Origin of the sequence: Paenibacillus sp. FSL R5-0713, from assembly GCF_037973325.1 — a bacterium.
In the GTDB taxonomy this organism is placed as follows: domain Bacteria; phylum Bacillota; class Bacilli; order Paenibacillales; family Paenibacillaceae; genus Paenibacillus.
The window spans coordinates 4,704,239-4,729,639 of record NZ_CP150229.1; the positions used below are offsets into that span (position 1 = coordinate 4,704,239).

A 25,401-nucleotide genomic window follows, 5' to 3' on the forward strand; every position below is an offset into this window, starting at 1 on the left:
AATGAACGAAGGAGGATCCATCCGCCATGGCCAGACCGAAATGGATTAACTGGGCCCTTGCAGCTGGTGCGGGAGCACTCGCCCTGACACTTTTGCTTCCAACATCAAATCGTACCGAGCCCAAACCTAGCGCCCTGTCCGATTCTGCTCATGAAGAGCACACGAGTAAACAGCGTCTGAAAGTGCAGGATGTCAAAGCAACCGATCTTCTGACCCGCATGGATGCCAAGCAACATCTCAGTATCATGTTGGAGAAAACCGCCACAATGAATGCCGCGCAGGTGAATCGATATGTGAATGATCTTCAAGGCTCACATGAACATATCAGATCCATTCATCTGATGAATATCAATGGCTCTTTTGACAAACCGTTAGATAAGGCTTCCACACTAGGAAGCAAGCTGGAACAACAGAAGCTTCAACATGCACTGAACCTTGCCAAAAAAGCGGTAAACAAACGTCAAAGTTTCGAATCCTCTTCTTTTCCTTTGGGAAAAGAAAAATATTTTGTTATGGGGCAACCCTCCAAAGATGGCAAACGAGCTGTAGTTGCCTTGTTCAGCCAGAATGTATTAAATGCAGTTGAACAACATCAACGCAAAAATCTGCGTATGATCCCTTATCCGCGTGAGGGTAAATTCAAGATTGAGTCTGTTCACCCGGATACACTTAACGAAATCACAGTGAAAACCGGACATGATAACGCCAATGCCAGTCATTTTTACGAAAACGAAATCGTTATCCGATTTCGCCAGGATCCCAGTGAACGGGATATGCGTATCATTAAATCTGATCTAAGAATGCAATCTGCGCGCAAGCTGGGATACACGTATGTTTTTCGGTCAGAAGACATGAGTTACAAGCAATTGCATAGCTATTTCGAAAGCAAATGGAATCCACTTTATATGGAACCCCACTACATGTATTTAACCAATGATACCGTAACTGAACAAACCGATGTTACGATACCCAATGACATTTTGTTCTCCGATTATCAGTGGAACCTGCCTGCGATTGAGACAAACAGAGGTTGGAATATTACCAGGGGAAACAAAGATGTCATCGTTGCAGTCGTTGACACGGGGGTTGATATGAATCACCCTGACCTAAAGGGCAAACTCCTCGAAGGTTATAATGTTGTCGAGCCGGGAAGCAAACCGATGGATGATGTGGGACATGGCACACATGTCGCAGGCATTATCGGTGCTATTGTCAACAATAATGAAGGCGTGGCAGGCATGAGCTGGTATAACAAGGTACTACCGGTTAAAGTACTCGACAACTCGGGTTCAGGTACCACGTATGCCGTTGCCGAAGGTATCATCTGGGCAGCCGATCATGGAGCCAAAGTGATCAACATGAGTCTGGGCAATTATGCTGATGCGCAATTTCTTCATGATGCCGTTAAATATGCTTTTGATCGGGATATTGTCCTGATTGCAGCCACGGGAAATGATAATACAGAACGTCCAGGATACCCTGCTGCTTATCCGGAAGTATTTGCCGTATCAGCTACCGACCCGGATATGAGCAAAGCTTCCTACTCCAACTATGGGGATTATGTGGATGTGATGGCTCCGGGTTCTAGTATCGCCAGTACCTATCCAAACAATCAGTATGCGGCCTTGTCCGGAACGTCCATGGCTAGCCCCCATGTAGCCGCACTTGCAGGTTTGATTCGTTCGTTAAACCCGGATTTGACCAACACGGAAGTAATGGATTTGATGCGTCAAAGTGTTATTGACCTCGGTGATCCGGGTCACGATAAGTATTTTGGATATGGGCAAATCGATGTCTATAAGGCATTGCAAGCCGCATCAGGCAACAGCGCTCCTTTGCAGTTCTGGCCGCAACATGTCAGACAACAAATGGATAATACAATGAAGAAGTATACCCATTAACCGTAATAACACTAATCAGTAAAAAACAAAAGCAGCTGCGCCCCGGGGCGTACGCTGCTCTTTGATTTATATTCAATTCCCCGGGGCACCCGCTGCAATTAGCGCTTGCGTGAAGATGTGCGGGCTTTACTTGATTTTTTCACGGATTTTTTCTTCGCATTGTGACTGGATACATAGCAAGGATCTTCTTCTTTGACAACAACAGGATACATGTGGTGATGAATCGGAACACAGTGATGTTTTTTGATTACTTCGATCGGGTGGATTACAGGCACGATTTGTGGGATGTAGTAATCCTCAACAACCTGGATCGGGTCACAGACAATCGGGCAAAGCGGTGGACAGTAATGGTTCATTTCAAAACCAACTCCCTTTCTGGTGATACTATAACCTATTGCAGCAGGTCGAAAGTGGATTGGATGTATGTCCATACTCCGAAAAATTATATGAGCGGTAGCCTGTCCGCCACTGCCCCACCCTGCCCAGGTGTCACACTAGCAATGACTCCGCACAGTACACGAAGACCCTCACACAAAAGCTCCACACTCGTAACCGTGAAGCAGATGCGCAGACTTGGTGTATCCATCTCCCCTACATAACAGGCGGAACCCGGCAGGAAAGAGACCCCTGCAGCCAAGGACTGATGATGCAGCTCACGCATATCCAGGTTGCTCGGAAGTTGGAGCCACAGATTGAGTCCTCCCTCTGGCAAACGCCATTGCATTCCCATAGGAGCATGCTCTTCCATCACTTCAGATGCGGCACGCAAACGAGAATACAATTCATCCCTCAATCGGGATACATAGGCACCATACTGATTCTGAATGAAAGATTGCAATGCCTTTTGTGTAAGCAACGGACTACCCAGATCCGCCGTTGACTTCGCAGCCACAAGCCGGGTCAGTACACTTCCATCAGCGATAGCACAGGCTATGCGGCAACCGGGAGAGAGCACCTTGCTGAAGCTTTTGATATATACGACATGGCCTGACCCATCCATCGATTTAATGGAAGCTGGCGGAGGGTCCCGAAAATAAAGATCTGCAAATGGATCATCCTCCAGGATGAGGCAGTGGTAGCTTTGCGCGAGATTCAGAAGCTGTGCCCGCCTTCTCGCACTCATCGTAATACCTGTTGGATTATGATAAGTCGGGATCGTATAGATGAGTTTGGGCGGATAGGTATCACATAATCGGGTCAACAGATCGATACGCATGCCTTCGTCATCCATCGGGACCGTAATGATCTTCGCACCTCTACTCGTAAATACATCAATGGCTCCGGTATAGCTTGGCGCCTCCATATATACAACATCCCCAGGTCCAATAAAAGTCCGGGCCACAAGATCAATCCCCTGCTGAGCACCACTTGTGATTAGCATGCGTTCAGGTACTACCTGTAGTCCACGTTCGGCAAAATGTTCGGCGAAGATCTGTCTGAGCTCCCGATCTCCCTGAAAAGATCCATACGCCGCCATACGCTCTGCATGGTCAGAGGAGAGCCGGTAGGCACTGTCAATAATCTCGCGTGTAGGCAGCAGTTCTGGCTGAATCGCTGACATATGTAGTTCATACCGTACTTGAGGGGACGTATCGAAATGTCTCCAGAGCTGCGCTCGGGGTAAATAATCCACAAGTGCCATCTGCCAATTCCATGACGTACCGGATTCACTGTTAAGATGATTACGCTTGGCTCGATCCACATCCTCCATCGAATCCGCGTTTAGAGTACCTCTTACATAACAACCTTTCCCCTGAGAGCAGGTGATCAGTTGAATCGCTTCGAGTTCAGCATACGCTTTGGATACAGTGACCAGGCTAACACCCAAATCTGTGGTCATTTTGCGAACAGAAGGAAGTCGGGTTCCGGGTTCAATGAGTCCTGATCTGATACGATCGGCAATTGTTAGTGCAATCTGCACGTACAATTTGGTACTGCTTCCCCGCTTTAATTCAATATGCATGGTTGCGCCCCCCAACTGTTATGATCTTCATTTTACTGTTATAGTGCAGTCCGTCTATTATAGTTTATAATATCAGTATAACAGTGAATAACAGGAGATGAGAATAACATGAGTATCCCATGGTCCAAAATGTCACAAAATACCCCGTCCTCTGTCGTTCGCGACATGCTCCAGGCCGCTCAGGCACCTGGAATGATCTCGCTAGCCGGTGGATTACCAGCCCAGACTTCTTTTCCGCTGGAAGCCATTCGTGTTGCGTATGAAAAAGTATTTATGAGCGGAGCAGCCGCTCTTCAATATGCAGAGACTGAGGGCTACCGTCCTCTTCGCGCCAAAATCGCCGAACGTCTCGAATCCAAGGGCATTCCCGCTTCACCTGATCATATGCTTCTCACTACGGGTTCACAGCAATCTATTGACTTGGTCTGCCGCATCCTTCTTGACCCGGGTGACCGCGTATTAGTTGAATCACCAACCTACCTCGCTGCTCTGCAAGTCATCCATTCCTATCAAGCTGAATCTCACGGCGTAGCCTGTGATGATCACGGCATGTTGCCTGAGTCTCTGGAGGAACAGCTCCAGTTGCATCGTCCAAAACTGGTCTATATTAACCCCACGTTCTCCAATCCTACGGGAAAAGTATGGTCTCGAGAAAGAAGAAAGCAGGCTGTGGATCTGTGCCGCAAGTACGGCGTACTTATTTTGGAAGATGACCCCTATGGTGAAATCCGGTTCAATCCAGAGCAATTGGATGTCCCTGCTCTCGCAGAACTGGATGCCGTATCCTATGATGGCCCTTCCAATGTTATCTACACAAGTACATTCTCCAAAACGGTAGCACCAGGCCTTCGTACGGGCTGGATACTGGCTGCTCCCGATATTGTTAAAATGGCAGCACGCGCCAAACAAGGCGCCGACTTGCATTCCAGCAGCATTGACCAAAGAGCGCTTCATGCGCTGCTTGAATCTTTCGATCTGGATGCGCATATTCGTCATATTTCAAAGGATTATGAACAACGGATGAAAACACTGACCACTCTCATGGCAGCCAAGTCATGGGAAGGCATCTCATGGAATTCACCACAAGGTGGCATGTTCTTGTGGCTGCAACTACCAGAAGGCATGCTGGCAAGCAATCTATTCACTTACGGTATCCAGGAGAAAGTGTGCATTGTTCCGGGTGATTCCTTCTATGCAGGTACACCAGAGTTAAACCGCATGCGAATCAACTTTACTCATACAGACCCTGAGCTTCTTCCTGAAGCCGTGGAAAGAATGGATCGCGCCATCCAACGCTGGCACGCTTCGTTAACATCGGACAGTGTTGTTACACTGTAATGAACTGTCATAAACGTTGCCCTATATTTTGCGTATGACATTGATTAGGACGTGTCTGAAAACACCAGGCACGTCCAAAACTTGATATGAGCAACAAAAAAAAGGCGGCAGGCCCGAGAATATCGGAACTGCCGCCTTTTTTTATAGTATAGAACCTGTCATCAACAGGAATTATGTTTATCCAGATATGCATGGGTCCTTCTGATCAGTCAGGCCATCGGTGAATCACACGGATTGTCCTCGACTGATAGGTGGACTACACTGTAATACTGTTGTTGCAGTTAGGAAAGCTTACCGTAAGCCGGGTTCTGTGCTCTTCGTGGTTCATACGGGAACTACCCTCCCACCAGAAGCGACAATCATCTATCTAGGCCATACATTGCTGCACAGCTCAAGCGACCAACCTAGACACACCTCGGGCTAAGGCTGCCTCCTCCGAAGAGGCGACTGTGTCCCATTAGGTCTTGCTCCAGATGGGGTTTACCAGGAACGAAGTCACCAGCGTTCCTCGGGGTCTCTTACACCTCGGTTCCATCCTTGCCTGTGCCGGAAAATCCGGCCATCGGCGGTCCATTTCTGTGGCACTATCCTTCAACTCGCGCTGACTGGACGTTATCCAGCATCCTGCCCTGTGGAGCCCGGACTTTCCTCTCGTGGCAACAAAGGCCACCAGCGATTGTCTGTCAAGCTTTCCGAACAACATTACATAGTATACAGGCATTTGGGTTCCCAGACAAGCTTAATATTACTGGGAATCACACAGCAACTGTCTTTTTAGATAAACTGGAATACCTCCGTATTGACCTCTGAAGCTGTAACTTGCGTATCATATCGTTTCTCTTCCAAACGGGAACGAAGCCAATCAGCCGTTTTTGGTTTCATAATCTTCTCGGAATTATGACCTGGGTCGATGATACACATGCCTGCCATTAACGCATCATGAGCCGTGTGATAATCAATATCTCCGGTCACAATAACATCCGCACCTTTGAAGCGGGCAGTGAGCGCGTAACGGCTGCCCGAACCGCCAAGAACCGCTGCTTTTTTGATCTGCTTGTTCAGATCTCCGACAACACGTACATGAGGCACATTGAATTGGGTCTTCACGACCTCCACAAGCTCACCTAATGTCTTAGGCTCCCTAAGGGGTCCCAAGCGCCCCAGACCAAGCGTACGGCCCTTTAAATCCATTGCATAGAGATCGTAGGCCACTTCCTCATACGGATGAGCCTTAAGCATCGCCTGAACGACCTTACTTCTCAGACTTTGGGGTACGATGGTCTCAATCCGCATTTCTTCCACACGTTCCATCTGCCCTTGGGTTCCGATAAACGGCTCAGTCCCTTCACCAGGTACAAACGTTCCTGTACCTTCCGTGTTGAAGCTGCACTTGTTGTATTGGCCGATACTCCCCGCTCCGGCTTCAAGAACCGCTTGAAGCACCTGTTCATGATGCGTACGTGGGACAAATACAGCCAGCTTGTACAGATGATCTGTGTGTACATCTTCCAACGATTCTTTACTGTCAATGCCAAGTGCCTCGGCCATCCAGTCATTCATACCACCCTCGGCCACATCCAGGTTCGTATGACTGATATAAACAGCAATATCATGCTTAATCAGCTTTTCATACAATTTACCCATAGGTGTATCTGTACTCAGTGACTTAACTGGTCTGAAAATGATGGCGTGATGCGCGATAATCAGGTTGGCACCGATGCGAATCGCTTCATCCACTACTTCATTCGTTACATCCAATGCAACTAACACATGGCTGATTTCTTTTTGCAAACTGCCGAGCTGTAGACCAATCCGGTCATCCGGTACAGCCAGATGTTTGGGAGCGAGCTGCTCCATCAGTTGAATTACAGTTTGACCTTTGGCAAACATGCCAAAACCTCCTTCAAGTTTGCGATAAGACGCTCTACCTCAGTCGCCTTGTCCCGAGAAGAATCCTGATCGGATTTGGAGATGGAGTTTACAACCCCTTGCAATTTGATGATCTCACTTTCCCATTTCGCAAAAAATACATCCGTTGGACGATCCACCAAATAGGGTCCCATCCGCAGCAGCAAATCTTCCGTCAATTCTGCCCCGTCTTGAAGCGGACGTGCACGATACACTTCTTCATTTGCAATCGGGCTTACGGATTGTGGCATCGCCGTTATAATCTCGTAGATCTTGCCATCTTCTTCGAGCAACTGTTCTGCTACAACTACCCAGTGATGCTCCAGCAACCAGCGTCTGAGAATATCCTCTCCCACATTCGGTTGTAAAATAAGTAACTGCACTCCATCCAGTTTGGATAAACCTCGGTCCAAAATGGAGGCAATGAGAGCACCACCCATACCTGCAATGGTGATGACATCCACTTCTCCCGCAGAGATCACATCCAATCCGTCTCCACGGCGTACCGTTATTTTTTCTTTCAGGCCAGCATCACTGACTTGTTTGCATGCAGCATCATAAGGGCCAGGATTAACTTCCCCGGCTACTGCACTCGCGGCTTTCCCACTGCGGATTGCGGCTACTGGCAGCAGCGCGTGGTCTGAACCGATATCAGCCATGCGGCTACCATCGGGAATTTGATCATGTATTCGCTGTAATCGATTCGAAAGTTTCATGAAGCACCTACACCATTCATTTAATTTATTGATTTGCATTGAACAAGGAAAAGCGATAAAATAAAATCCAATCAAACATTTCAAGGATGAATTTCCAAAACCAAGAAATCAAGACGTTCAAATTAAAAATAAAGGAGACCCCGCCGCCGCTAATGCGTCTTGCGGAAAGTCTCCCGTAGTTCAATTATTCGAGGAAATCTTTGAGTCGTTTACTACGACTCGGGTGACGCAATTTACGAAGAGCCTTGGCTTCGATTTGACGAATACGCTCACGCGTAACACCAAACACCTTGCCGACTTCCTCCAGCGTTCTCGTCCGTCCATCGTCCAGACCAAAACGTAGACGAAGCACGTTCTCTTCACGTTCAGTCAGTGTATCTAACACATCTTCGAGCTGTTCTTTCAGCAACTCATACGCAGCAGCATCCGCCGGAGCAAGTGCTTCCTGATCCTCAATGAAGTCACCCAGATGGGAATCATCTTCCTCACCAATCGGTGTTTCCAGAGAAACCGGTTCCTGTGCAATCTTCGTAATTTCACGAACTTTTTCCACACTCAGATCCATCTCAGCAGCGATTTCTTCCGGTGTCGGTTCACGCCCAAGTTCCTGCAACAGCTGACGGGATACCCGGATCAGCTTATTAATCGTCTCCACCATGTGCACAGGGATACGAATGGTACGCGCCTGGTCAGCAATAGCACGAGTGATCGCCTGGCGAATCCACCAAGTGGCATACGTACTGAACTTATATCCTTTTTTGTGGTCGAACTTCTCAACCGCTTTGATCAGGCCCATATTACCTTCCTGGATCAAATCAAGGAATAACATTCCACGTCCAACGTAACGCTTGGCGATACTGACTACGAGACGCAGGTTCGCTTCAGCCAGACGACGCTTGGCTTCTTCATCCCCATTCTCAATCCGCTTAGCCAGTTGTACTTCATCATCTGCCGACAACAATGGCACACGACCAATTTCCTTGAGATACATACGGACAGGATCATTGATTTTGATTCCTGGCGGCAAGCTCAGATCATCATCAAAGTGGAATTCGTCCTCTCCCTCTCTGGTGTTGTTTTCGGAATCTTCACTAGGACGAAGTGTAACCTCTTCATCGTTCTCATTCACTACATCAATACCCAGATCGCTCAGTTGCTCGTAGAACTCATCCATTTGCTCTGCATCCTGCTCAAAAGGAGAGAGTTTCTCTATAATTTCCTTGTAATTCAGCGAAGCTCTTTTCTTACCTGATTCAATCAATTGATCTTTAACCTGATCCAGTGTCAATTCTGTTTCTAGTTCAGTATGCTGATCATTCGCCATAACTCGACTCCCTCCTCCCTAGAAACATCTAATCATCAGACGTTCACTGTCTCTCTAGGGCAATCATTTCAATTGCGATCTGTGCCGCGCGTACAGAATCACCTGCCCGCTCTGCAGCAATCATTTCTTCTTTTTTCAAATCGTACTCTTTCTTACGTGGATACTTCAGCACTTCCCTGATGCAATCATCGAGCATTTGAATACTCCATTCACCTGGACCATCCATCATCGAGATTGAACTGACCGTTTTTTCCAAACGATCGTCATGCAGTGAAGACATAAAACGACTTGTATCCGACGGTTTGCCTTGCGCATAGTAGGCATATAGATAAGCAGCAATAGCTGCATGATCATCCAAGTTAAAAGCTTCACCAAGATGCTCATTCACGTACTGGGCAGCCTCATCATCCTGTAACATCCAGGCAATCAGTTTGCGTTCAGCAGCGTGATAAGCCGGCAACAGATTAGGTGTAGGCACCTGCCTATTTTGTTGCCTACCATTATTCCACCTTTTCGGGTTATTATCCCCATACTGTAGGTTATTTTTCATCGCCTCCCGTTCTTCATTACACTCCTGCTTCAATGTTTCGAACGATACGTCCACTTCTGCAGCCAGTTCACGAAGATACACTTCCCTCTCTGTTGGAGAAGGCAAGGGGGCAATCAATTTTACTGCTTCTTTCGAATAGGCGATTTGTCCGCCACCCTCTAGCAGTATATGGCTTTTTTTTAAGTTTATAAGTTTAAATTTTGTAGTTGTCACGGCACCATCCACAATCTGGTTTCGGAACCGTTCACCACCATGCTTCCGGATAAAGTCATCCGGGTCAAGTCCCTCGGGTATGAGAGCCACTTTGACCTGCAATCCGGCTTCCTCAAGAATGGGGAAGTTTTTCAGTGCAGCAGCCTGTCCTGCTTTGTCGCCGTCATAACATATGATGACTTCGTCGCACATGCCTTTGAGCATCAGTGCCTGATTCTCGGTTAGCGCAGTACCCATTGCAGCTACACCATTCTGGATGTCCTGATCCCATGCGGAGATGACATCACCATATCCCTCGAACAAAATGGCTTGTCTTTGTTTGCGAATTGCATTTTTGGCCTGATGCAGATTATAGAGAACACGGCTTTTGTTAAATAACCGGGTTTCCGGTGAATTTAGATATTTCGGTTGCCCATCTCCCAATATGCGTCCTGCAAATGCAATTGGCTTACCGCTCCTGCCATTAATCGGGAACATGATCCGGTCTCGGAATCGGTCCACATATCCCTGACCTTCATTTCGCGGAGATAGAAGTCCACCCTTTTCCATTTCTTCGAGCGGATAATTACGTTTTTCAAGAAATTGTACCAGTGTGTCCCAACGATTTGGTGCGAAACCAATCTGGAACTGGTCAATCAACTTGTCGCCAAAACCTCTGGAGCGTAAATATTCCATGGCTGACTTGCCGTGCTCTGTATTTTTCAACAAAAAATGATACAGCTTCGCGGTAAGCTCATAAGCCTCCAACAGACGTTCAGTCTCCGGATTCACATGAGCAGATTCACGCCCTTGCCAGTCCCCCATAGAGATGTGACTTTCTTCCGCCATCGTTTTGACAGCCTCGGGAAAGGATAACCCTTCGATTTCCATCCTGAATTTGATGGCATTTCCACCCGTGCCGCAACCGTAGCAGTAGAAAATTTGTTTCTCAGGTGTAACGGTGAACGAAGGCGTCTTCTCGGAATGAAAAGGACAGAGGCCTTTCATATACTTCCCCTGCTTGGTCAGATGCACAAATCGGCTCACCGTATCGACAATATCATTCTGCTGCAACACCGATTCAATAATACTTTCGGGTATACCGCCTTGTCCGGTACTCATCTCTGGCCACCTTCATCTCTTCAACACGTAAATATAATTCGATAAACTTACACATTCTCCTGCAAATCTTTTAAAAGTTTTGTCAGTTTATGTTGAAAAATTTCACGATCCTGCTCTGTGAAAGGCTTTGGGCCTTTCCCGTAGTGGCCTCTTTTTCGTGCTTTGGCCGCAGTATGACGAGAATCCAACATGAAATCAATGTCACGGTCGTTAAACTCACGACCACGAAAGGATAAAACATAACAACGTTTGCCGAGCGCAAGTGCCGCAAGTCCATAGTCCTGAGTGATAACCACATCATATGGCTTAATATGATTAGCAATATAGAGATCTGCGCTCTGATCACTGCGATCCACTTGCACGGTACGCACCCCTTCTCCCCCTTGAAGCAAATGATCAAATGAAGAGACTAACAGTACAGGGATGTTGAAAAGGCGAGCGGTTTGCGCAATCTCGGTTTTGACCGGGCAAGCATCACCATCCACAACAATATGACGTACATTCAACTCACTCAAACTCAGACCACCCGGTTTCATAAAATAGCTGCATATTGTAATATACGACCCCGGCCAGGCAAAATCCTTCTGCCACAACAAGGGAAATCAAAGGCTAAAATACGGAGCGGTTGTCAAAAATACATTTCACAACCCGTTCCGTATATTTATACCCTCATATATCCTTCTTTAATACTGAATTTTAGCTTTGCTCCAAGTCTGTGGAAAAGGACTCATGAAATACGCCCAATTACCAAACCAACTTGGAAAAATCAGCAAATCCTTTCAAGTCGCGATCAATAGCCGCAAGCAAGGCAAGTCGATTCGCACGGACAGCCTCATCTTCAGCCATAACCATGACCGAATCGAAGAATGAGGTAATCCCATCTTTCCAAGCTGATGCAATAGCCAGTGCTTCAGCAGCATCATGCTGAGTCAATGCCTGACGATATTCTGCATTCGTTCTACTCCATGACTCGTGTAGCTGACGCTCTCCATCTTCTGTGAACAGTTCTGGATGTACAGAAGCAGTGGATGCTTTGGCAGCCAGGTTACCCACACGGTTGAACGATTCAACCGTTGTTTTGAATGCGTCTCCTGTCAGAACAGCAGCCATCAACGCTTCACCTTTTGGAACTACAGCACTAATATCATCGAATCCGGAAGAGATTACGGCATCCACTACGTCGTAACGAACGGTTTCGGACAACAATTTTTTCACACGAAGACCAAAGAAGTCTTGCAAGTCTTTACGCACCTCTTCATCTGCACGTTTCAACAGGTTCATCTGTGCATGTACTTGAAGTGCTACTCCGAATACGTCTGACAATGTCAGCGGAAGCTTGTGATCCAGCAAAATCTGTACAATACCTGCTGCCTGACGGCGCAGTGCATACGGATCTTGAGATCCCGTTGGAATGATGTTAATGGAGAAACAACCCACGATTGTATCCATTTTGTCCGCAGTACTCACAATGGCACCGACAAGAGAAGCAGGGGATTGATCTCCAGCGAAACGTGGCTGATAGTGTTCAAATACCGCTTTGGCCACTTCTTCTTTTTCACCGGATTTACGAGCGTAATCCTCACCCATCACACCTTGCAGTTCCGGGAATTCACCCACCATCAGTGTCACCAGATCGAATTTACAGATATCTGCTGAGCGGCTGACCGACTCGGCAACATCAGCGGATACTTGCAGTTTAGCAGCAATTCCATCAGCAATTTTGCGAATACGGCGCACTTTATCTCCAACCGTTCCCAGCTCTTCCTGGAAGACGATACTTTCCAGCTTCGACAATGCATCCTTAATCTGTAACTTCTGGTCTTCCTCATAGAAGAACTTGGCATCAGACAGACGTGCACGCAGTACTTTCTCATTCCCTTTTGCAATAACATCCAGTGAATCACTTCCACCGTTACGTACTGTCACGAAGAATGGCAACAATTGTCCTTCATTGTCAAGTACAGGGAAATAACGCTGATGCTCACGCATGGAAGTAATCAATACTTCTTGTGGAATATTCAAGAATGAAGAATCGAATGTCCCGAACAATACGGTAGGTGTTTCCACCAGGAACAGGACTTCCTCTAACAAATCTTCCTTAATCGCAATATCCCATTTCTTCTCACTAGCCAGTGCTTGAATCTGGGATACAATCATCTGTTCACGTTCCTGAATATCTGCAATGACATGCTCTGAACGCAGCACTTCCACGTATGAAGACGGAGTGGAGATCACGGCCTCCTTACCGAGGAAACGATGTCCGCGAGTTACATTACCCGACTTCACACCTGTCACTTCCAGATCGATGACATCACTGCCCAGCATAGCCACAATCCAGCGGATTGGACGTACAAATTTGAAATCATAGGAAGCCCAACGCATGAATTTCGGGAACGTCATGGCATGCAATACAGAAAGCAATCCTTCGCCAATCACAGAAGCCGTCTCTACACCTTTACTGGACTTCATTGCATAGATATATTCGACACCGTTCAGTTCCTTGAATGTGAACTGGTCCGGTTCAACACCTTGACTGCGCGCGAAACCGAGTGCAGCCTTGCTCCAATTGCCACTGTCGTCCAGGGCAATTTTGCGTGAAGGACCTTTTACTTCTTCCTCTATATCTTCCTGCTTATCAGCCACATTCTGGATCAAAACAGCCAGTCGGCGAGGTGTAGCATACGCATTCACTTCACCATAAGCAATGCGGGATGCATCAAGCCATTTCACGACACGCTCTTGCAGCTGCGCAATCGCTGCGCGCATGAAACGTGCAGGTACTTCTTCCAGTCCGATTTCAAACAACAGATCCTTAGACATGCTCGGCTCCCCCTTTCTTGATCAGCGGGAAGCCTAGCTTCTCACGCTCTTCCATATATGTTGCAGCGACTTGGCGAGCCAGATTACGGACACGTGTGATGTAACCCGTACGTTCCGTTACACTGATGGCTCCACGTGCATCCAACAGATTAAATGTGTGGGAACATTTCAACACATAGTCATATGCCGGGAACACCAGATGCTGTGCCATAGCCTTGTTTGCTTCTTCTTCATGCATGTTGAAGAGTGTAAACAGCATTTTGACATCAGATACTTCAAACGTATATTTAGAGTGTTCGAATTCTGGCTGACGGAATACATCACCATAAGTGATACCTTCCACCCACTCCAGATCAAACACATTTTCTTTATCCTGAATGTAAGAAGCCAAACGCTCCATACCATACGTAATTTCAACAGCTACCGGATTTGTCTCAATTCCACCAACCTGTTGGAAATACGTAAATTGGGTAATTTCCATTCCGTCCAACCATACTTCCCAACCAAGACCTGCACAACCAAGGGAAGGATTCTCCCAGTTATCTTCGACAAACCGAATATCATGTTTGAGCGGATCAATACCCAGGCGTTTCAGACTTTCCAGGTAAATTTCCTGAATATTGTCTGGAGAAGGCTTGATGATTACCTGGAACTGGTGATGCTGGTACAGCCGGTTAGGGTTCTCGCCATAACGTCCGTCCGAAGGACGACGGGAAGGCTCCACATAGGCCACTTTCCAAGGTTCGGGTCCAAGCGAACGCAAAAAGGTCATCGGGTTCATCGTACCTGCCCCTTTTTCCGTATCGTATGGCTGGACAATAATACAGTTATGCTCGGCCCAGAATTGTTGCAGCGTTAGAATCATCTGCTGAAAATTCATAATCATGCTCCTTTTCGATGGTTTGTTGGCAAGCTTAGAACGGTGCAGACAACAATAAATAGCCCCCGTCCTACGCCTGTTGTACAGACGTAGGGACGAGAGCTATTCCCGCGGTTCCACCCTACTTGGCTTGGATCAAACAAGATGATCCTGTTCGTTCCAGCCCACTTTTCCGTGTCCATTCATGCTCCCGAGTGCCATTTCAAAGACCGATTCAGCCAGGCTTCCACCATCCCCGGCTCGCTCATCCATGATTGCAAGTGTCATACAACGACTTGTCTCCATAAATGCAATAAATCCAGACTTCTACTCTCTCGTTCAATGCATGTCTCATAAAGAGAAATTATATTTCATAATATATAAAATCTAGTATGAAGTCAAGATATAGTTTCACTTCCACAAAAACGCCTCAAATCCCGTACTTCTCCATCTGATCGAGGAAAGAACGGGATTTAAGATTCAGACCAAGCTGATGATCCATAAAAGCACGCATCAGCTTTTTGATCTCATCACGGGTAGACTCACTCACTGATATATTTCCCAAACGCTGCAGATCCAACTGTGCGAACAAACGTAACAATTTCAGAGCCTTTGGACTGACTGACATCGCTGGAGGATCGAAATGTTTGCATGCACGACACAGGACACCACCAAGTCTTGGACTTACAAACAACTGCTCATCCGGTCGCTCCTGATTGCAGGAGATACACTCGTCAAACTGCGGACCATAACCGGCTGCCTGTAATATCTTCATTTCGTACAGACTTGTTATGACAATCGGATCTTTCTCATCCTTCAACGCTTGCAAGCACGCCTTCAACTGCTTGAACCAAAAAGCACCTGTCTCTTCATCCTGAAGTACACGATCCAATAGTTCACACGCATAAGAAGCATAAGAGGCCTTGACCAGATCTTCACGCAACTCATGATAGGATTCAACAATTTCTCCAGCGTTCAGTGTGCCTAGACCTGTATTGCGAAAATATACATATTGACCATACGTAAACGGCTGCACCAGTGCAGCATGTCGGCTCTTGGGCTTTTTGGCACCGCGGACGAGTACCCCTACTTTCCCGCCGCTTTCGGTGCAAAGCGTAATGATTTTGTTCCCTTCGCCGTAGTCCATGCTGCGGATGACAATCCCTTCCACCCTGTATAGCATGCCTCGTCACCTAACCATTCCCGAATCAGCCAATTATCCTTCGGCTTCTTCATCTTCAATCACTTCCCTTGCATGATCCGACTCCTGTCCTAACGAGTTACACGCCTCGGTATATAACAAATAGGACTCTACATCCCCCGTCATCGCAAAAACCTTCCACGAAAAATCTCGCATCGGAATTTCATCCTCTCTTCGGAAATGACGTCTGCATCTACCAAATAGGATGGAGTCTTGCAAGGTAAACTATGTGTTGCAATTACTGGATACAAATCCGGTGATTATTCGCGGCCAAAGCCAAGATCACGCAGAACTCGATCCTGATTTCTCCAGTCTTTTTTCACTTTAACCCACAGATCCATGAAAATTTTGGAGCCGAGCAGATTTTGGATATCATGACGAGCTCGTTTACCCACTTCTTTCAAAAGGGCACCCTGCTTCCCGATGATGATTCCTTTTTGCGAATCCCGTTCCACAAAAATGACGGCTGAGATATAAACAACACCGTTATCCTGTACTTTCATATCCTCAATCGTTACCGCAATGGAGTGCGGCACTTCTTCGCGAGTCATCTGCAAAATTTTCTCACGAATCAATTCCGCACATACAAACTGCTCTGGATGGTCAGTAACCTGGTCATCCGGATAGTACTGTGGACCTTCTGGCAAATACTTGCCGAGCTGTTCCAATAAGGTGCTTACATTACTGCCGAGCATGGCAGAAACAGGCACGATTTCAGCGAAATCATGTAACTTGCGATACTCCTCGATAAGAGGAAGCAGCGCTTCCGGCTCGATTTTGTCAATTTTATTCATGACAAGAATGACCGGTGTACGGATATTTTTCAACTGTTCCGCAATATAACGGTCACCGCCACCCATACCTTCCGAAGCGTCAATCAGGAACAGTGCTGCTTCCACTTCTCCAAGCGTGTTCAGAGCAGTCTGGTTCATGTAATCGCCCAGTTTAGATTGACGTTTGTGAATCCCCGGGGTATCGAGGAATACGATTTGCTGATGTTCGGATGTGTACACACCATGAATTTTATTACGAGTGGTTTGCGGCTTGTCCGACATGATCGCGATTTTCTGTCCTATCACCTGGTTCATCAGTGTGGATTTACCTACGTTCGGACGTCCAATAATAGCTACAAAACCGGATTTAAATGCTTGTTTTTTCATATGTTCCTCCTCAGGCGCCTAGGCCTGGAATATTGGTTTATTTTTTGGCAGAATTGAGATCAGAAGGCCCAAAAGCCCAAGGTAACAGTTCAGCAACGGTGGTCTCTTGCAGATCACCTTTCATGTTCCCCAAGATGACTTTCATATCGGGTTCACACAATTCGTACATCACCTGACGACATACACCACATGGAGCAATCGGACCATCCGTATCTCCCACAATGGCAATCGCTTTGAAGCTGCGAGGCTTCTGCCCACCTGCGATGGCACTGAACATCGCTGTACGTTCAGCACAGTTGCCTGGAGTATACGCAGCATTCTCAATATTACAACCATGATGCACATGTCCTTCACTGTCAAGCAACGCTGCACCTACACCAAAATGGGAGTAAGGCGTATATGCCTTCATACGCGCCTTAATTGCCTCCTGCATGAGCAAATCATTATCCATTAATATTCTCTCCCTTAGGGTGCAATATAAAGTTACTACCTACGAATTAAGTTCAACCAAAGCCAATGTTACACTAGCCACTCCGAGTCCAGAATAACCCTTCGATCGCTGTTATCCCCAGATTTTTTGATTCACTTTTTCAAAGTGAAAATCCGGTGATAAAGGCGAACGCTTCGCTTCTACAGGTTTATTTCTGTCCTCTTCGTTATCGTGTAACGTCTACAAGTTCAACTTAAACAAGGTCTAACTTTATAAAGTTGTGTAGTATTAAAATCACAGAACGAATCAAAATCAGTACAGACCCAGCCAGCTCATCACCGGCTTAATAAAAACGATACAACCGATGATGACGGCGAATACCGCAGCCAGCAGAACTGCCCCGGCCGCGGTATCCTTCGCCGCTTTTGCCAGCGGATGGATATGGGGATGTGCCAAATCAACTGCTGCCTCTACAGCCGTATTCATCAATTCAGTCACAAGGACCAAAAAGACAGCGGTCAGCACAAACATCCAATCCGTTCTTGAGATTCTGAAAAAAAAGCCGGCTACACACATCAAAATAGCCACTCCCGTGTGAACTCTCACATTACGCTGAGTCCGCAACCCATATGCGATTCCTTCCGCAGCATTGCGGAATACCAGACCCCAGGAGCGCCTTTTCATTATCGTGTCAACCCGGCCTGGGCCAATACCGCTTCTTGTTTACCCATCATTTCAGCCTCACTTGCCTCATCCTGATGGTCATATCCGAGAAGGTGTAAAAAACCATGGACAAACAGAAAACCAAGTTCACGTTCAAAAGAGTGTCCATACTCCTCGCTTTGCAGGATGGTCCGTGGTACGGAAATGATGATGTCTCCAAGAACATCCGGCATTTCTTCCATTTCTTCATCTTCGTCAAGCTCATAGATAATATCAAGCTCTTCATCCACCGTTTCGTTCATCGCAAAAGACAATACATCCGTAGGACGGTCAATACCGCGATAATCACGGTTCAACTCATGGATCTGCTCATCGTTCACAAAAGTTAGAGCCACTTCCCCGTCTGCAACACCTTCCGCTTCTCCGGCGAGATTCAGCAACTGTTCCAGCATCGCAATCATCGGTTCTGTAATTTCTTTATCCTGTTGTTCATTATTCCATGCCAGATTAAGACTCATTCTTTCATAACTCCTGTCTGCTCAATATTAGAGGTTCTTCAAAAAGTGAAATCAACCCGCTTCAGGTGAAGTCGGCTTTGGTTTCTTAATCTCCTCCGGATATTCTATCCTGGAGTGGAAGATCCCCATCACCGTTTCCTTCAATGTTCTGGCGACGATATCCAGTTCGCGCATCGTAAGATCACAATCATTGAATTGATGATCGTCCAATCGTCCTTTAATAATCTTCTCAATCATGGATTCCACTTGTTCCACGGTCGGTTTGCGCAAAGATCTCACAGCAGCCTCCACACTATCGGCAATGCCAACAATAGCAGATTCCTTGGACTGCGCCTTCGGCCCAGGGTAACGGAAATCTTCTTCAGTAAAATCAGGTTCAACTCCCGCTTCTTCCGCCTGACGCAGTGCTTTGTGATAGAAAAAGTGGAGAAAGGTCGTTCCGTGATGCTGTTCCGCAATATCCCGAATAGGTTTAGGCAGCTTGTAATCCTTCTGCATTTCCACCCCATCGCGTGCATGAGCAACAATAATGGATTTGCTCAGTTTTGGATCAATTGAATCATGCGGGTTCTCCATATTGTTCTGATTCTCAATAAAATAGATGGGACGCTTCGTCTTGCCAATATCATGATAATACGAACCCACTCGGCACAGCAATCCGTTAGCTCCAATGGCTTCTGCTGCAGCTTCGGACAGATTCCCCACCATAACGCTGTGATGATAGGTACCCGGTGTCTCCGTAAGCAACTTGCGTAGAAGGGGATGGTTCGGATTAGACAGTTCCACCAGTTTGAGTGCTGACAAGATACCAAACGATGTTTCGAAAAATGGCATCAGCCCAATGACCAGTATGGCTGTCAAAACGCCCCCCGCAAATGCAAACCCAACGCCATACAATGTCGTAGTTCGGTTCCAATCGCCCGAGTCAATCAAAGCCAGGGTGAAGACGGCTATCGACCCGAACAGACAGACCATAATAGCCCCTTTCAGGATCGTAGAACGCTGACTGGCCTTATGGGTAGCGAAAATCGCAACAAACGACACGAGCACGGCGAAGAATCCTAATTCAAAGTCAAAAAGTTGACCCTGATGGGTGTTCAAAATGATGCTGGATAACATACCGATCAAGATCGAACATACAAAGGCAAGTGACGTATCCAGCAGCAGTGCAATTAACATTGCCCCTACCGCAACAGGTGCAAGGAAGCCTACATACGACCTCTCATTGGTTTGAATAATCGCCGTCACATGCATAACCACTATCGTAATAATAAAAATGAGAACAAGCATCAACAGCTGCGCATTATTATATTTGAAATGCGTTCCACTGCATTGCTGAATATACATCAGAATTGCTGCCGACAACAGGCAGGAAAACATAAGAAGACCAAGCTGTGGCCAGTAGTTGACTTCGTTTTTCAGCAAATCATTCTCACCCAGCAAAGTATACATCTCCGGGGTGATCATCTCACCTTTGGCAACTAAGGTGTCCCCTTGCTTGATAAAGACGGTTTGCGTGTTCTCACGTGCCTGAACCTTCGCTTCCTTGGTTCCCTCTTCATCGTAGAAGCGGTTAGCGGTCACTACGAGGCGGGCAAGCTCTTGCACTACCTCACGTTGCGTACGCTTACTAAGAGAGCTGACACTTACCATCTCGGCTACTTTGGCACGGGCAGTGGTTGCATCGCTGATCTGATCCGTCATTAACCGGGAAACAATATCCCTCGCAACTGGTTTCATCTCCTGGATATCATCCGATGTCAGGCGCGAGATTTTGATGTAGGTTTCTTCGGGAATACGGTAACTTTGCTCCTGTACCACATTTCTGATCTCTTCCAACAGAGTCTCGGAGTATGTACCGGCTTTCCGATTATTATTGATATAGTTGGTCACAAAGTCCTTATGACGCTGCGGAATTTCATCCCGATAAATATCAATTTTGTCCTGACTTGAAATCTGATCATCCTGATTCAATCGATCTACACGATCAAGCAGGGTTGTCATCAGATTTTCGTTTCGCATCTGCACGATCTGAAATATCGGCTGTACGCGTTCAGCAGCTTCTTCCTGCGCTTTGAGTGTAGCCTTGTTGTTCGGAATCTGCATGGGCGCAGCAATATCCACTTCACTCCGTGTACCTTCCTGAATATCATACCGCTCAGGGAGCAGCTTGGAAGCCAGACTCACGTAGAAAAGAATCACCAGAAACAAAAACAGAAGATAGCGTGCCCACACGCTATACTTCCATCCTGTAGCCTTATTCTGAAAAGATTTGCCTTTTGACGGTTCCTTCGAGGTCACTTTAGACAATCCCTTTCTATGCTTGATTTTCTGCGGCGTGGTTGTAAGCCACGATAATTTTCTGGACGAGAGAATGCCGCACAACATCTTGCTCGGCAAAATGCACAAATCCGATCTCTTCAACTTCGTTCAAGATCGTATTCGCTTCCACAAGCCCGGATTTCTTACCACGCGGTAAATCAATCTGTGTCACGTCTCCGGTAATAACCATTTTGGAGCCAAAACCAAGACGGGTCAGAAACATCTTCATCTGTTCCGGCGTTGTGTTCTGTGCTTCATCGAGAATGATGAACGAGTCATCCAAGGTACGCCCCCGCATGTAGGCAAGTGGTGCAATTTCGATTAACCCACGCTCCAGTGCCTTCGCGGTCTGTTCTTGTCCCATAACGTCATACAGGGCATCATACAGCGGTCGCAGATACGGGTCTACCTTTTCCTGAAGATCACCTGGCAAAAACCCAAGACTCTCGCCCGCTTCAACCGCAGGCCGTGTAAGTACAATGCGTTTGACGCTGCCCTCTTTGATTGCGGCAACAGCCAGTACAACAGCAAGGTAGGTTTTACCCGTACCGGCAGGACCAATGCCAAATACAATATCACGTTTTTTAATTGTAGTTACATAGTGCTTCTGTCCAATGGTTTTGACACGGATTGGTTTACCTCGGTATGTCGTCGTAATCTCGCCCTTGAACAGATCCAGTAGCTGGTCTGCCCGCATATCCTTGGCAAGTTCAATTGCATACTTCACATCTCTTTCAGTTAACACATATCCGTTGCGTATCAATTGCAGTAACACATCAAATAATTGTTCAAGCGATTCCACCTGCTGTGTGCTGCCAAAAATCACAATTTCCGCTTCGCGGGATGCAATCTGGGCGGGAATCTCGGATTCAATCAGTTTAAGAAAAGTATCTTGGGGTCCAAAAAGAGATTGACCCTCTCCCGCACTCTGGAGCGAGATTTGTATGCTGCGTGTTTGCTCTGACAAATATCCTCATTCTCCTTGACTATGGACTAGCGGAAGTTCCTCCGCAATGCTTTCTTCTACTTCAAATAAGACTTTCATATAAACTTTACCATTCTCTTTCTTCTCATGCAAAATTTTTTCACTTATAATTTTCGTTCCTTTACCGTTTTTGGCAATAATATCGTTCCTTGCTCCTTCTAATCCTTTCGTTCTGGCCCATTCTATCGTCTGCTGCTCCTCATGCTCTCGGGTCTCCAGATCTTTCTCTGTCAGCCAACCCATCGGGAGTGTGAAGGATCGCCACGTCAATGGTCTGTGATTACTCTCGGTATCAAATGAACTGAACGGTGTACTTCCGTACCCCCACAGTTGGATCGCCCATTTTCCCAGTACCATGTAAAAACGTTCTTTGCTCTCACCTGTCATTGTGTTATGTTTTTGCACCAACGGGACCTCTACCTGATACTCACGCCATACCAGACCACGAACTTCGCCTTTGGCAACGATGGTTTTGGTGTTCTCCTCATCCCCGAGAATCCCCGATATTAATACCTGGCCCTTTTTGACACGCATGTCCTTCTGAACAACAGGGCGTCCCTGCTCCGCATAGATTTGAGTGACAACAGCATCTGATTTGCTGATCAGATGTCGGGGATTCAGTAATGGCTCGCGCTTGGGTTGCGCCGATTCCACGACCTGAATGGTAATGGTTGTCCCCTCTTTGCTCACGCCAATCCAGGTTACATCCGGAAGAGCGAGTGCAAGCTGTCTGGAGAGCTTGTCTTGGCTTGGCAAGCGGAACCCCCATTGGAAAGGATATATCCCCTCTTTCTTCGCTGCTGCGAGCACCTCGTCCGTAGGAATGGTAACGTTACCCTTGACCTCTACATCCCATACCATGGATGACAACACAAACAAAGCTGCTACAAAAAACAGCATTCCCCCAAGAAAGAACTTCCTGCGTAATAATCGGGCTGCAAAAAAGGGGAAACCGCTGCGGTGGGTCACTTTCACCCTGCAGCCTGTCCGTTTCAACACAGGACGCAGCCTGAAAAAATGCGGCAGCAGAATGTTCATCTCTGCCACGCGTCCATCGTGAGCACGCAGGTTCCACACTTCCAATCCCTGCTCTGCCACCGTGTTGATCAATGTTTCAATGTCTCCCCCAGTGACCGTGATTCGGACTGCTCCCCGCAGTTTAGACAGACTGGGCTGCTTCATCCGTTCCCCTCCACTCCATTCATATGAATATCCAGAATCGTTCCTTCAACAGCTACTTCATCCGGCAAAATGTTACGTATCACCAAGGCAGTTCCTTTGATCTCCAATTGGCCTTGGGAAAGAGCCAACACGATGCGATCCGGGGTGAAATGGATGACACCGCGATGATTCTCTATATACAGTTGCTTACTGCCGATCAGGGTTAACCGTGGCATATCATAAAGCACATCCTGCGGCAGATCCAACACTTCACTGGTCCATCTGCGCAGCTTGCGGCTGATCCGGGTCATTCGAAGGTCTTCCCCCTTCCTCTACAGTTCAACTTATGCGCAGATTCATGAATTTATGAAAATTCCGGGGCGTGTTAGATACGAATGTTGAGAAAAATGGAGAGAACACAGAAAAAGCCGTCTCCGGCGGCTTGATGCTCACCAGAGACGGCTCTATTTCCGTCCAACAGTTTAACTTCTTTACAGTTTCCCTCTTGTACCAAACGGTTGCTTGGAACGGGGCGGACCCAATACTTCTGCCCATATGACGCCCTTACGAATATCTTCAGGACGAAGTTGGGAATTTCCCGAATCACTTGTGTCAACTTGATCCCAACTAGAATCAGACACAACTGGTTTGTTCGAAGGAGAAAAGCGATTTAGCCTTTCATGAATCAAACGTTGTTGCTTTTCAAATTCTTTGTTCTGTTGGTCAAGCGAACGTTCCATTGCTCCACTAAAATCTCGACTACCTACCTCATCTAAGGTACGTGAAGAAGTTACAGGTCCTACATTGGGCTGATTGTGAGGAGCTTCATCATACTGGTTTTCATAAGGTTCATCATACTGATTGTCATAGGTTTCATCGTAACGAGTCTCACCTGCCGCCTCAGTCCGCGAAGATTGCTGCTTAGAGGTCTGCGCGGGCGAACGCGGGGAGTCGCCACTGCCACCGAAGGTTGGCATCCCGTTTCCAGGTCGCTTTTTGTTCGGATCGGCCGATTTGGCCGCTTTTCCCAAGAAGGAAAAGAGGGCAAAGCCAATAACAGCTACAATATACAGATTATTAAAAATCCATTCAAATAGGCCCATATGCACTCACCGCCTATCTTCCGTTTTTGGAATCACCCTGATCGTTGGAATTCGAACCTTCACCAGGTTTTCCCAATGTATTGCGCATTTGAGTATCCGCTTCAATATTTTTGAGATTCATGTAATCCATAACACCAATTTTCCCACTACGCAAAGCCTCTGCCATTGCTAGTGGTACTGCGGATTCCGATTCAACCACGCGTGCTCTCATTTCTACAACGCGTGCTTTCATCTCTTGCTCTTGTGCTACGGCCATTGCACGACGTTCTTCGGCTTTTGCCTGAGCGATTCGTTTGTCAGCTTCTGCTTGCTCCGTTTGCAAGAATGCACCAATGTTTTTACCTACATCAACGTCCGCAATATCAATAGACAGAATTTCAAACGCAGTCCCTGAATCCAGTCCTTTGGACAAGACCGTACGAGAGATCATATCCGGATTTTCAAGAACGTCTTTGTGAGAGTTGGAGGAACCGTTCGTACTTACGATACCTTCACCAACACGGGCGATAATTGTCTCTTCACCAGCACCACCGACAAGTCGGTCAATATTGGCACGAACTGTAATTCTTGCTCGAACATTAACTTCAATACCATCCTTGGCTACTGCGGAAACGACTGGCGTTTCAATTACACGAGGATTTACACTCATTTGTACAGCTTGCAATACGTCACGACCTGCGAGGTCGATGGCAGCAGCACGTTCAAATTCCAGTGGAATGTTTGCACGTTGTGCAGCAATCAGAGCATTTACAACGCGGTCAACGTTACCACCAGCCAAGAAGTGGCTTTCCAGTTGGTTCATTGAGAGTTTAAGACCGGCTTTGGTTGCTTTAATCATTGGATTAACGATACGGCTAGGCGTTACACGTCTCAGTCTCATCGCTACCAGTGTAATAATACTTACGCGTACGCCGGATGCAATCGCCGAAACCCAGAGCATAACCGGGAAAAAGCTGAAGAATACGCTCAATACGATAATACCTACTACCGCAATGAGCAAAATCGTAATCGTAGATGTGTCCATTGTTTAATTTCCTCCATTTGCAATTTGAATTTGATAAAGACAGTCAGAGAAGACATTCATGAGTGCGCTGCTAAAATAAAACATTGCACCACCTCGCTGGCAGCTTCAGCTTAAGTGGTTATGTACATTGCCGAAGTGTTA

Annotated in this window: 24 protein-coding genes and 1 other RNA gene; 2 read left to right on the forward strand and 23 right to left on the reverse strand. The window is 46.9% G+C overall.

What is annotated here, in order from left to right; all coding sequences use genetic code 11:
* The first annotated feature begins 26 nt into the window (after nt 1-26).
* On the forward strand, nt 27-1,901 hold the full coding sequence (locus MKZ12_RS20990; RefSeq protein WP_339256461.1) for a S8 family peptidase: 1,875 nt from the start codon (nt 27-29) through the stop codon (nt 1,899-1,901).
* 98 nt (nt 1,902-1,999) lie between these two features.
* Here MKZ12_RS20990 and MKZ12_RS20995 read toward each other — a convergent pair whose 3' ends face one another.
* Entirely contained in the window at nt 2,000-2,257 is a 258-nt protein-coding gene (locus MKZ12_RS20995; protein WP_339235994.1) for a hypothetical protein, read from the reverse strand.
* 86 nt (nt 2,258-2,343) lie between these two features.
* The gene (locus tag MKZ12_RS21000) at nt 2,344-3,864 is read right to left on the reverse strand and encodes a PLP-dependent aminotransferase family protein (RefSeq protein ID WP_339256463.1); all 1,521 of its coding nucleotides are present in this window, start codon (nt 3,862-3,864) and stop codon (nt 2,344-2,346) included.
* Between the two features lie 108 nt (nt 3,865-3,972).
* On the opposite strand from MKZ12_RS21000, the gene MKZ12_RS21005 reads away from it, so the two are divergent.
* Nucleotides 3,973-5,202 (forward strand): PLP-dependent aminotransferase family protein, encoded by a 1,230-nt coding sequence (locus MKZ12_RS21005; RefSeq protein WP_339256465.1) that lies wholly within the window; start codon nt 3,973-3,975, stop codon nt 5,200-5,202.
* Between the two features lie 282 nt (nt 5,203-5,484).
* Here the strand turns inward: MKZ12_RS21005 and rnpB are convergent.
* The 21 genes from rnpB to floA all read right to left on the reverse strand — a co-directional run bounded on the left by rnpB (nt 5,485) and on the right by floA (nt 25,260).
* An RNA gene (gene rnpB / locus MKZ12_RS21010) (RNase P RNA component class A) lies at nt 5,485-5,894 on the reverse strand.
* 82 nt (nt 5,895-5,976) lie between these two features.
* Entirely contained in the window at nt 5,977-7,092 is a 1,116-nt protein-coding gene (locus tag MKZ12_RS21015; protein WP_339236001.1) for a Nif3-like dinuclear metal center hexameric protein, read from the reverse strand.
* Complete coding sequence (locus MKZ12_RS21020) at nt 7,068-7,826, reverse strand: class I SAM-dependent methyltransferase (RefSeq protein WP_339256467.1); 759 nt, start codon at nt 7,824-7,826, stop codon at nt 7,068-7,070. The genes MKZ12_RS21015 and MKZ12_RS21020 overlap by 25 nt, the downstream gene beginning before the upstream one ends.
* A 184-nt stretch (nt 7,827-8,010) precedes the next feature.
* Nucleotides 8,011-9,150, reverse strand: coding sequence for an RNA polymerase sigma factor RpoD (gene rpoD / locus MKZ12_RS21025; protein ID WP_062835490.1), 1,140 nt, complete (start codon nt 9,148-9,150; stop codon nt 8,011-8,013).
* Nucleotides 9,151-9,193: 43 nt separating this feature from the next.
* Nucleotides 9,194-11,014 carry a DNA primase gene (gene dnaG, locus MKZ12_RS21030; protein WP_339236006.1) on the reverse strand — a complete coding sequence of 607 codons (1,821 nt, stop codon included), beginning with the start codon at nt 11,012-11,014 and terminating at the stop codon, nt 9,194-9,196.
* 47 nt (nt 11,015-11,061) lie between these two features.
* A complete protein-coding gene (locus tag MKZ12_RS21035; RefSeq protein ID WP_339236009.1) occupies nt 11,062-11,550 on the reverse strand; it encodes a DUF188 domain-containing protein in 489 nt (162 codons plus the stop codon).
* A gap of 208 nt (nt 11,551-11,758) precedes the next feature.
* Nucleotides 11,759-13,834 carry a glycine--tRNA ligase subunit beta gene (gene glyS / locus MKZ12_RS21040; protein WP_339256468.1) on the reverse strand — a complete coding sequence of 692 codons (2,076 nt, stop codon included), beginning with the start codon at nt 13,832-13,834 and terminating at the stop codon, nt 11,759-11,761.
* Nucleotides 13,827-14,714 (reverse strand): glycine--tRNA ligase subunit alpha, encoded by an 888-nt coding sequence (gene glyQ / locus MKZ12_RS21045; protein ID WP_017687252.1) that lies wholly within the window; start codon nt 14,712-14,714, stop codon nt 13,827-13,829. Before glyQ ends, glyS begins: the two co-directional genes overlap by 8 nt.
* Before the next feature lie 135 nt (nt 14,715-14,849).
* Nucleotides 14,850-14,981: a hypothetical protein gene (locus tag MKZ12_RS21050; protein ID WP_339256470.1), complete on the reverse strand. Its 132-nt coding sequence runs from the start codon at nt 14,979-14,981 to the stop codon at nt 14,850-14,852.
* A 142-nt stretch (nt 14,982-15,123) separates the two neighbouring features.
* A complete protein-coding gene (gene recO / locus MKZ12_RS21055; RefSeq protein WP_339256472.1) occupies nt 15,124-15,876 on the reverse strand; it encodes a DNA repair protein RecO in 753 nt (250 codons plus the stop codon).
* A 33-nt stretch (nt 15,877-15,909) separates the two neighbouring features.
* Nucleotides 15,910-16,050, reverse strand: coding sequence for a YqzL family protein (locus MKZ12_RS21060; RefSeq protein ID WP_091013993.1), 141 nt, complete (start codon nt 16,048-16,050; stop codon nt 15,910-15,912).
* A 104-nt stretch (nt 16,051-16,154) separates the two neighbouring features.
* Nucleotides 16,155-17,054 (reverse strand): GTPase Era, encoded by a 900-nt coding sequence (era, locus tag MKZ12_RS21065; protein ID WP_145151051.1) that lies wholly within the window; start codon nt 17,052-17,054, stop codon nt 16,155-16,157.
* Between the two features lie 37 nt (nt 17,055-17,091).
* Nucleotides 17,092-17,505, reverse strand: a complete 414-nt coding sequence (locus MKZ12_RS21070) for a cytidine deaminase (protein ID WP_339256474.1) — start codon at nt 17,503-17,505, stop codon at nt 17,092-17,094.
* Between the two features lie 291 nt (nt 17,506-17,796).
* Nucleotides 17,797-18,168 (reverse strand): diacylglycerol kinase family protein, encoded by a 372-nt coding sequence (locus tag MKZ12_RS21075; protein WP_017687246.1) that lies wholly within the window; start codon nt 18,166-18,168, stop codon nt 17,797-17,799.
* Nucleotides 18,168-18,665: an rRNA maturation RNase YbeY gene (ybeY, locus tag MKZ12_RS21080; RefSeq protein WP_036674804.1), complete on the reverse strand. Its 498-nt coding sequence runs from the start codon at nt 18,663-18,665 to the stop codon at nt 18,168-18,170. The genes MKZ12_RS21075 and ybeY overlap by 1 nt, the downstream gene beginning before the upstream one ends.
* 51 nt (nt 18,666-18,716) lie before the next feature.
* The gene (locus MKZ12_RS21085; protein ID WP_339236022.1) at nt 18,717-20,966 is read right to left on the reverse strand and encodes an HDIG domain-containing metalloprotein; all 2,250 of its coding nucleotides are present in this window, start codon (nt 20,964-20,966) and stop codon (nt 18,717-18,719) included.
* Nucleotides 20,967-20,982: 16 nt separating this feature from the next.
* Nucleotides 20,983-21,954, reverse strand: a complete 972-nt coding sequence (locus MKZ12_RS21090; RefSeq protein WP_339236024.1) for a PhoH family protein — start codon at nt 21,952-21,954, stop codon at nt 20,983-20,985.
* A 6-nt stretch (nt 21,955-21,960) separates the two neighbouring features.
* Nucleotides 21,961-23,154 carry a sporulation protein YqfD gene (gene yqfD / locus MKZ12_RS21095; protein WP_339256476.1) on the reverse strand — a complete coding sequence of 398 codons (1,194 nt, stop codon included), beginning with the start codon at nt 23,152-23,154 and terminating at the stop codon, nt 21,961-21,963.
* The gene (gene yqfC / locus MKZ12_RS21100) at nt 23,151-23,444 is read right to left on the reverse strand and encodes a sporulation protein YqfC (RefSeq protein WP_017687241.1); all 294 of its coding nucleotides are present in this window, start codon (nt 23,442-23,444) and stop codon (nt 23,151-23,153) included. Before yqfC ends, yqfD begins: the two co-directional genes overlap by 4 nt.
* 180 nt (nt 23,445-23,624) lie before the next feature.
* Nucleotides 23,625-24,236 carry a hypothetical protein gene (locus MKZ12_RS21105; protein ID WP_339236029.1) on the reverse strand — a complete coding sequence of 204 codons (612 nt, stop codon included), beginning with the start codon at nt 24,234-24,236 and terminating at the stop codon, nt 23,625-23,627.
* 13 nt (nt 24,237-24,249) lie between these two features.
* On the reverse strand, nt 24,250-25,260 hold the full coding sequence (gene floA, locus MKZ12_RS21110; RefSeq protein ID WP_339236031.1) for a flotillin-like protein FloA: 1,011 nt from the start codon (nt 25,258-25,260) through the stop codon (nt 24,250-24,252).
* Nucleotides 25,261-25,401: the final 141 nt, after the last annotated feature.

Excerpts from the sequence above, each read along its gene's own strand:
- MKZ12_RS21060 (WP_091013993.1), bottom strand. The coding sequence starts at position 16,050 with ATGCGAGATTTTTCGTGGAAGGTTTTTGCGATGACGGGGGATGTAGAG.
- era (WP_145151051.1), bottom strand. The coding sequence starts at position 17,054 with ATGAAAAAACAAGCATTTAAATCCGGTTTTGTAGCTATTATTGGACGT.
- MKZ12_RS20995 (WP_339235994.1), bottom strand. The coding sequence starts at position 2,257 with ATGAACCATTACTGTCCACCGCTTTGCCCGATTGTCTGTGACCCGATC.
- glyS (WP_339256468.1), bottom strand. The coding sequence starts at position 13,834 with ATGTCTAAGGATCTGTTGTTTGAAATCGGACTGGAAGAAGTACCTGCA.
- recO (WP_339256472.1), bottom strand. The coding sequence starts at position 15,876 with ATGCTATACAGGGTGGAAGGGATTGTCATCCGCAGCATGGACTACGGC.
- floA (WP_339236031.1), bottom strand. The coding sequence starts at position 25,260 with ATGGACACATCTACGATTACGATTTTGCTCATTGCGGTAGTAGGTATT.
- MKZ12_RS21005 (WP_339256465.1), top strand. The coding sequence starts at position 3,973 with ATGAGTATCCCATGGTCCAAAATGTCACAAAATACCCCGTCCTCTGTC.
- MKZ12_RS20990 (WP_339256461.1), top strand. The coding sequence starts at position 27 with ATGGCCAGACCGAAATGGATTAACTGGGCCCTTGCAGCTGGTGCGGGA.
- MKZ12_RS21070 (WP_339256474.1), bottom strand. The coding sequence starts at position 17,505 with ATGGATAATGATTTGCTCATGCAGGAGGCAATTAAGGCGCGTATGAAG.
- MKZ12_RS21015 (WP_339236001.1), bottom strand. The coding sequence starts at position 7,092 with ATGTTTGCCAAAGGTCAAACTGTAATTCAACTGATGGAGCAGCTCGCT.
- ybeY (WP_036674804.1), bottom strand. The coding sequence starts at position 18,665 with ATGAGTCTTAATCTGGCATGGAATAATGAACAACAGGATAAAGAAATT.
- yqfC (WP_017687241.1), bottom strand. The coding sequence starts at position 23,444 with ATGACCCGGATCAGCCGCAAGCTGCGCAGATGGACCAGTGAAGTGTTG.
- glyQ (WP_017687252.1), bottom strand. The coding sequence starts at position 14,714 with ATGAATTTTCAGCAGATGATTCTAACGCTGCAACAATTCTGGGCCGAG.
- MKZ12_RS21020 (WP_339256467.1), bottom strand. The coding sequence starts at position 7,826 with ATGAAACTTTCGAATCGATTACAGCGAATACATGATCAAATTCCCGAT.
- MKZ12_RS21000 (WP_339256463.1), bottom strand. The coding sequence starts at position 3,864 with ATGCATATTGAATTAAAGCGGGGAAGCAGTACCAAATTGTACGTGCAG.
- MKZ12_RS21105 (WP_339236029.1), bottom strand. The coding sequence starts at position 24,236 with ATGGGCCTATTTGAATGGATTTTTAATAATCTGTATATTGTAGCTGTT.
- MKZ12_RS21050 (WP_339256470.1), bottom strand. The coding sequence starts at position 14,981 with ATGACACTTGCAATCATGGATGAGCGAGCCGGGGATGGTGGAAGCCTG.
- rpoD (WP_062835490.1), bottom strand. The coding sequence starts at position 9,150 with ATGGCGAATGATCAGCATACTGAACTAGAAACAGAATTGACACTGGAT.
- yqfD (WP_339256476.1), bottom strand. The coding sequence starts at position 23,154 with ATGAAGCAGCCCAGTCTGTCTAAACTGCGGGGAGCAGTCCGAATCACG.
- dnaG (WP_339236006.1), bottom strand. The coding sequence starts at position 11,014 with ATGAGTACCGGACAAGGCGGTATACCCGAAAGTATTATTGAATCGGTG.
- MKZ12_RS21075 (WP_017687246.1), bottom strand. The coding sequence starts at position 18,168 with ATGAAAAGGCGCTCCTGGGGTCTGGTATTCCGCAATGCTGCGGAAGGA.
- MKZ12_RS21035 (WP_339236009.1), bottom strand. The coding sequence starts at position 11,550 with ATGAAACCGGGTGGTCTGAGTTTGAGTGAGTTGAATGTACGTCATATT.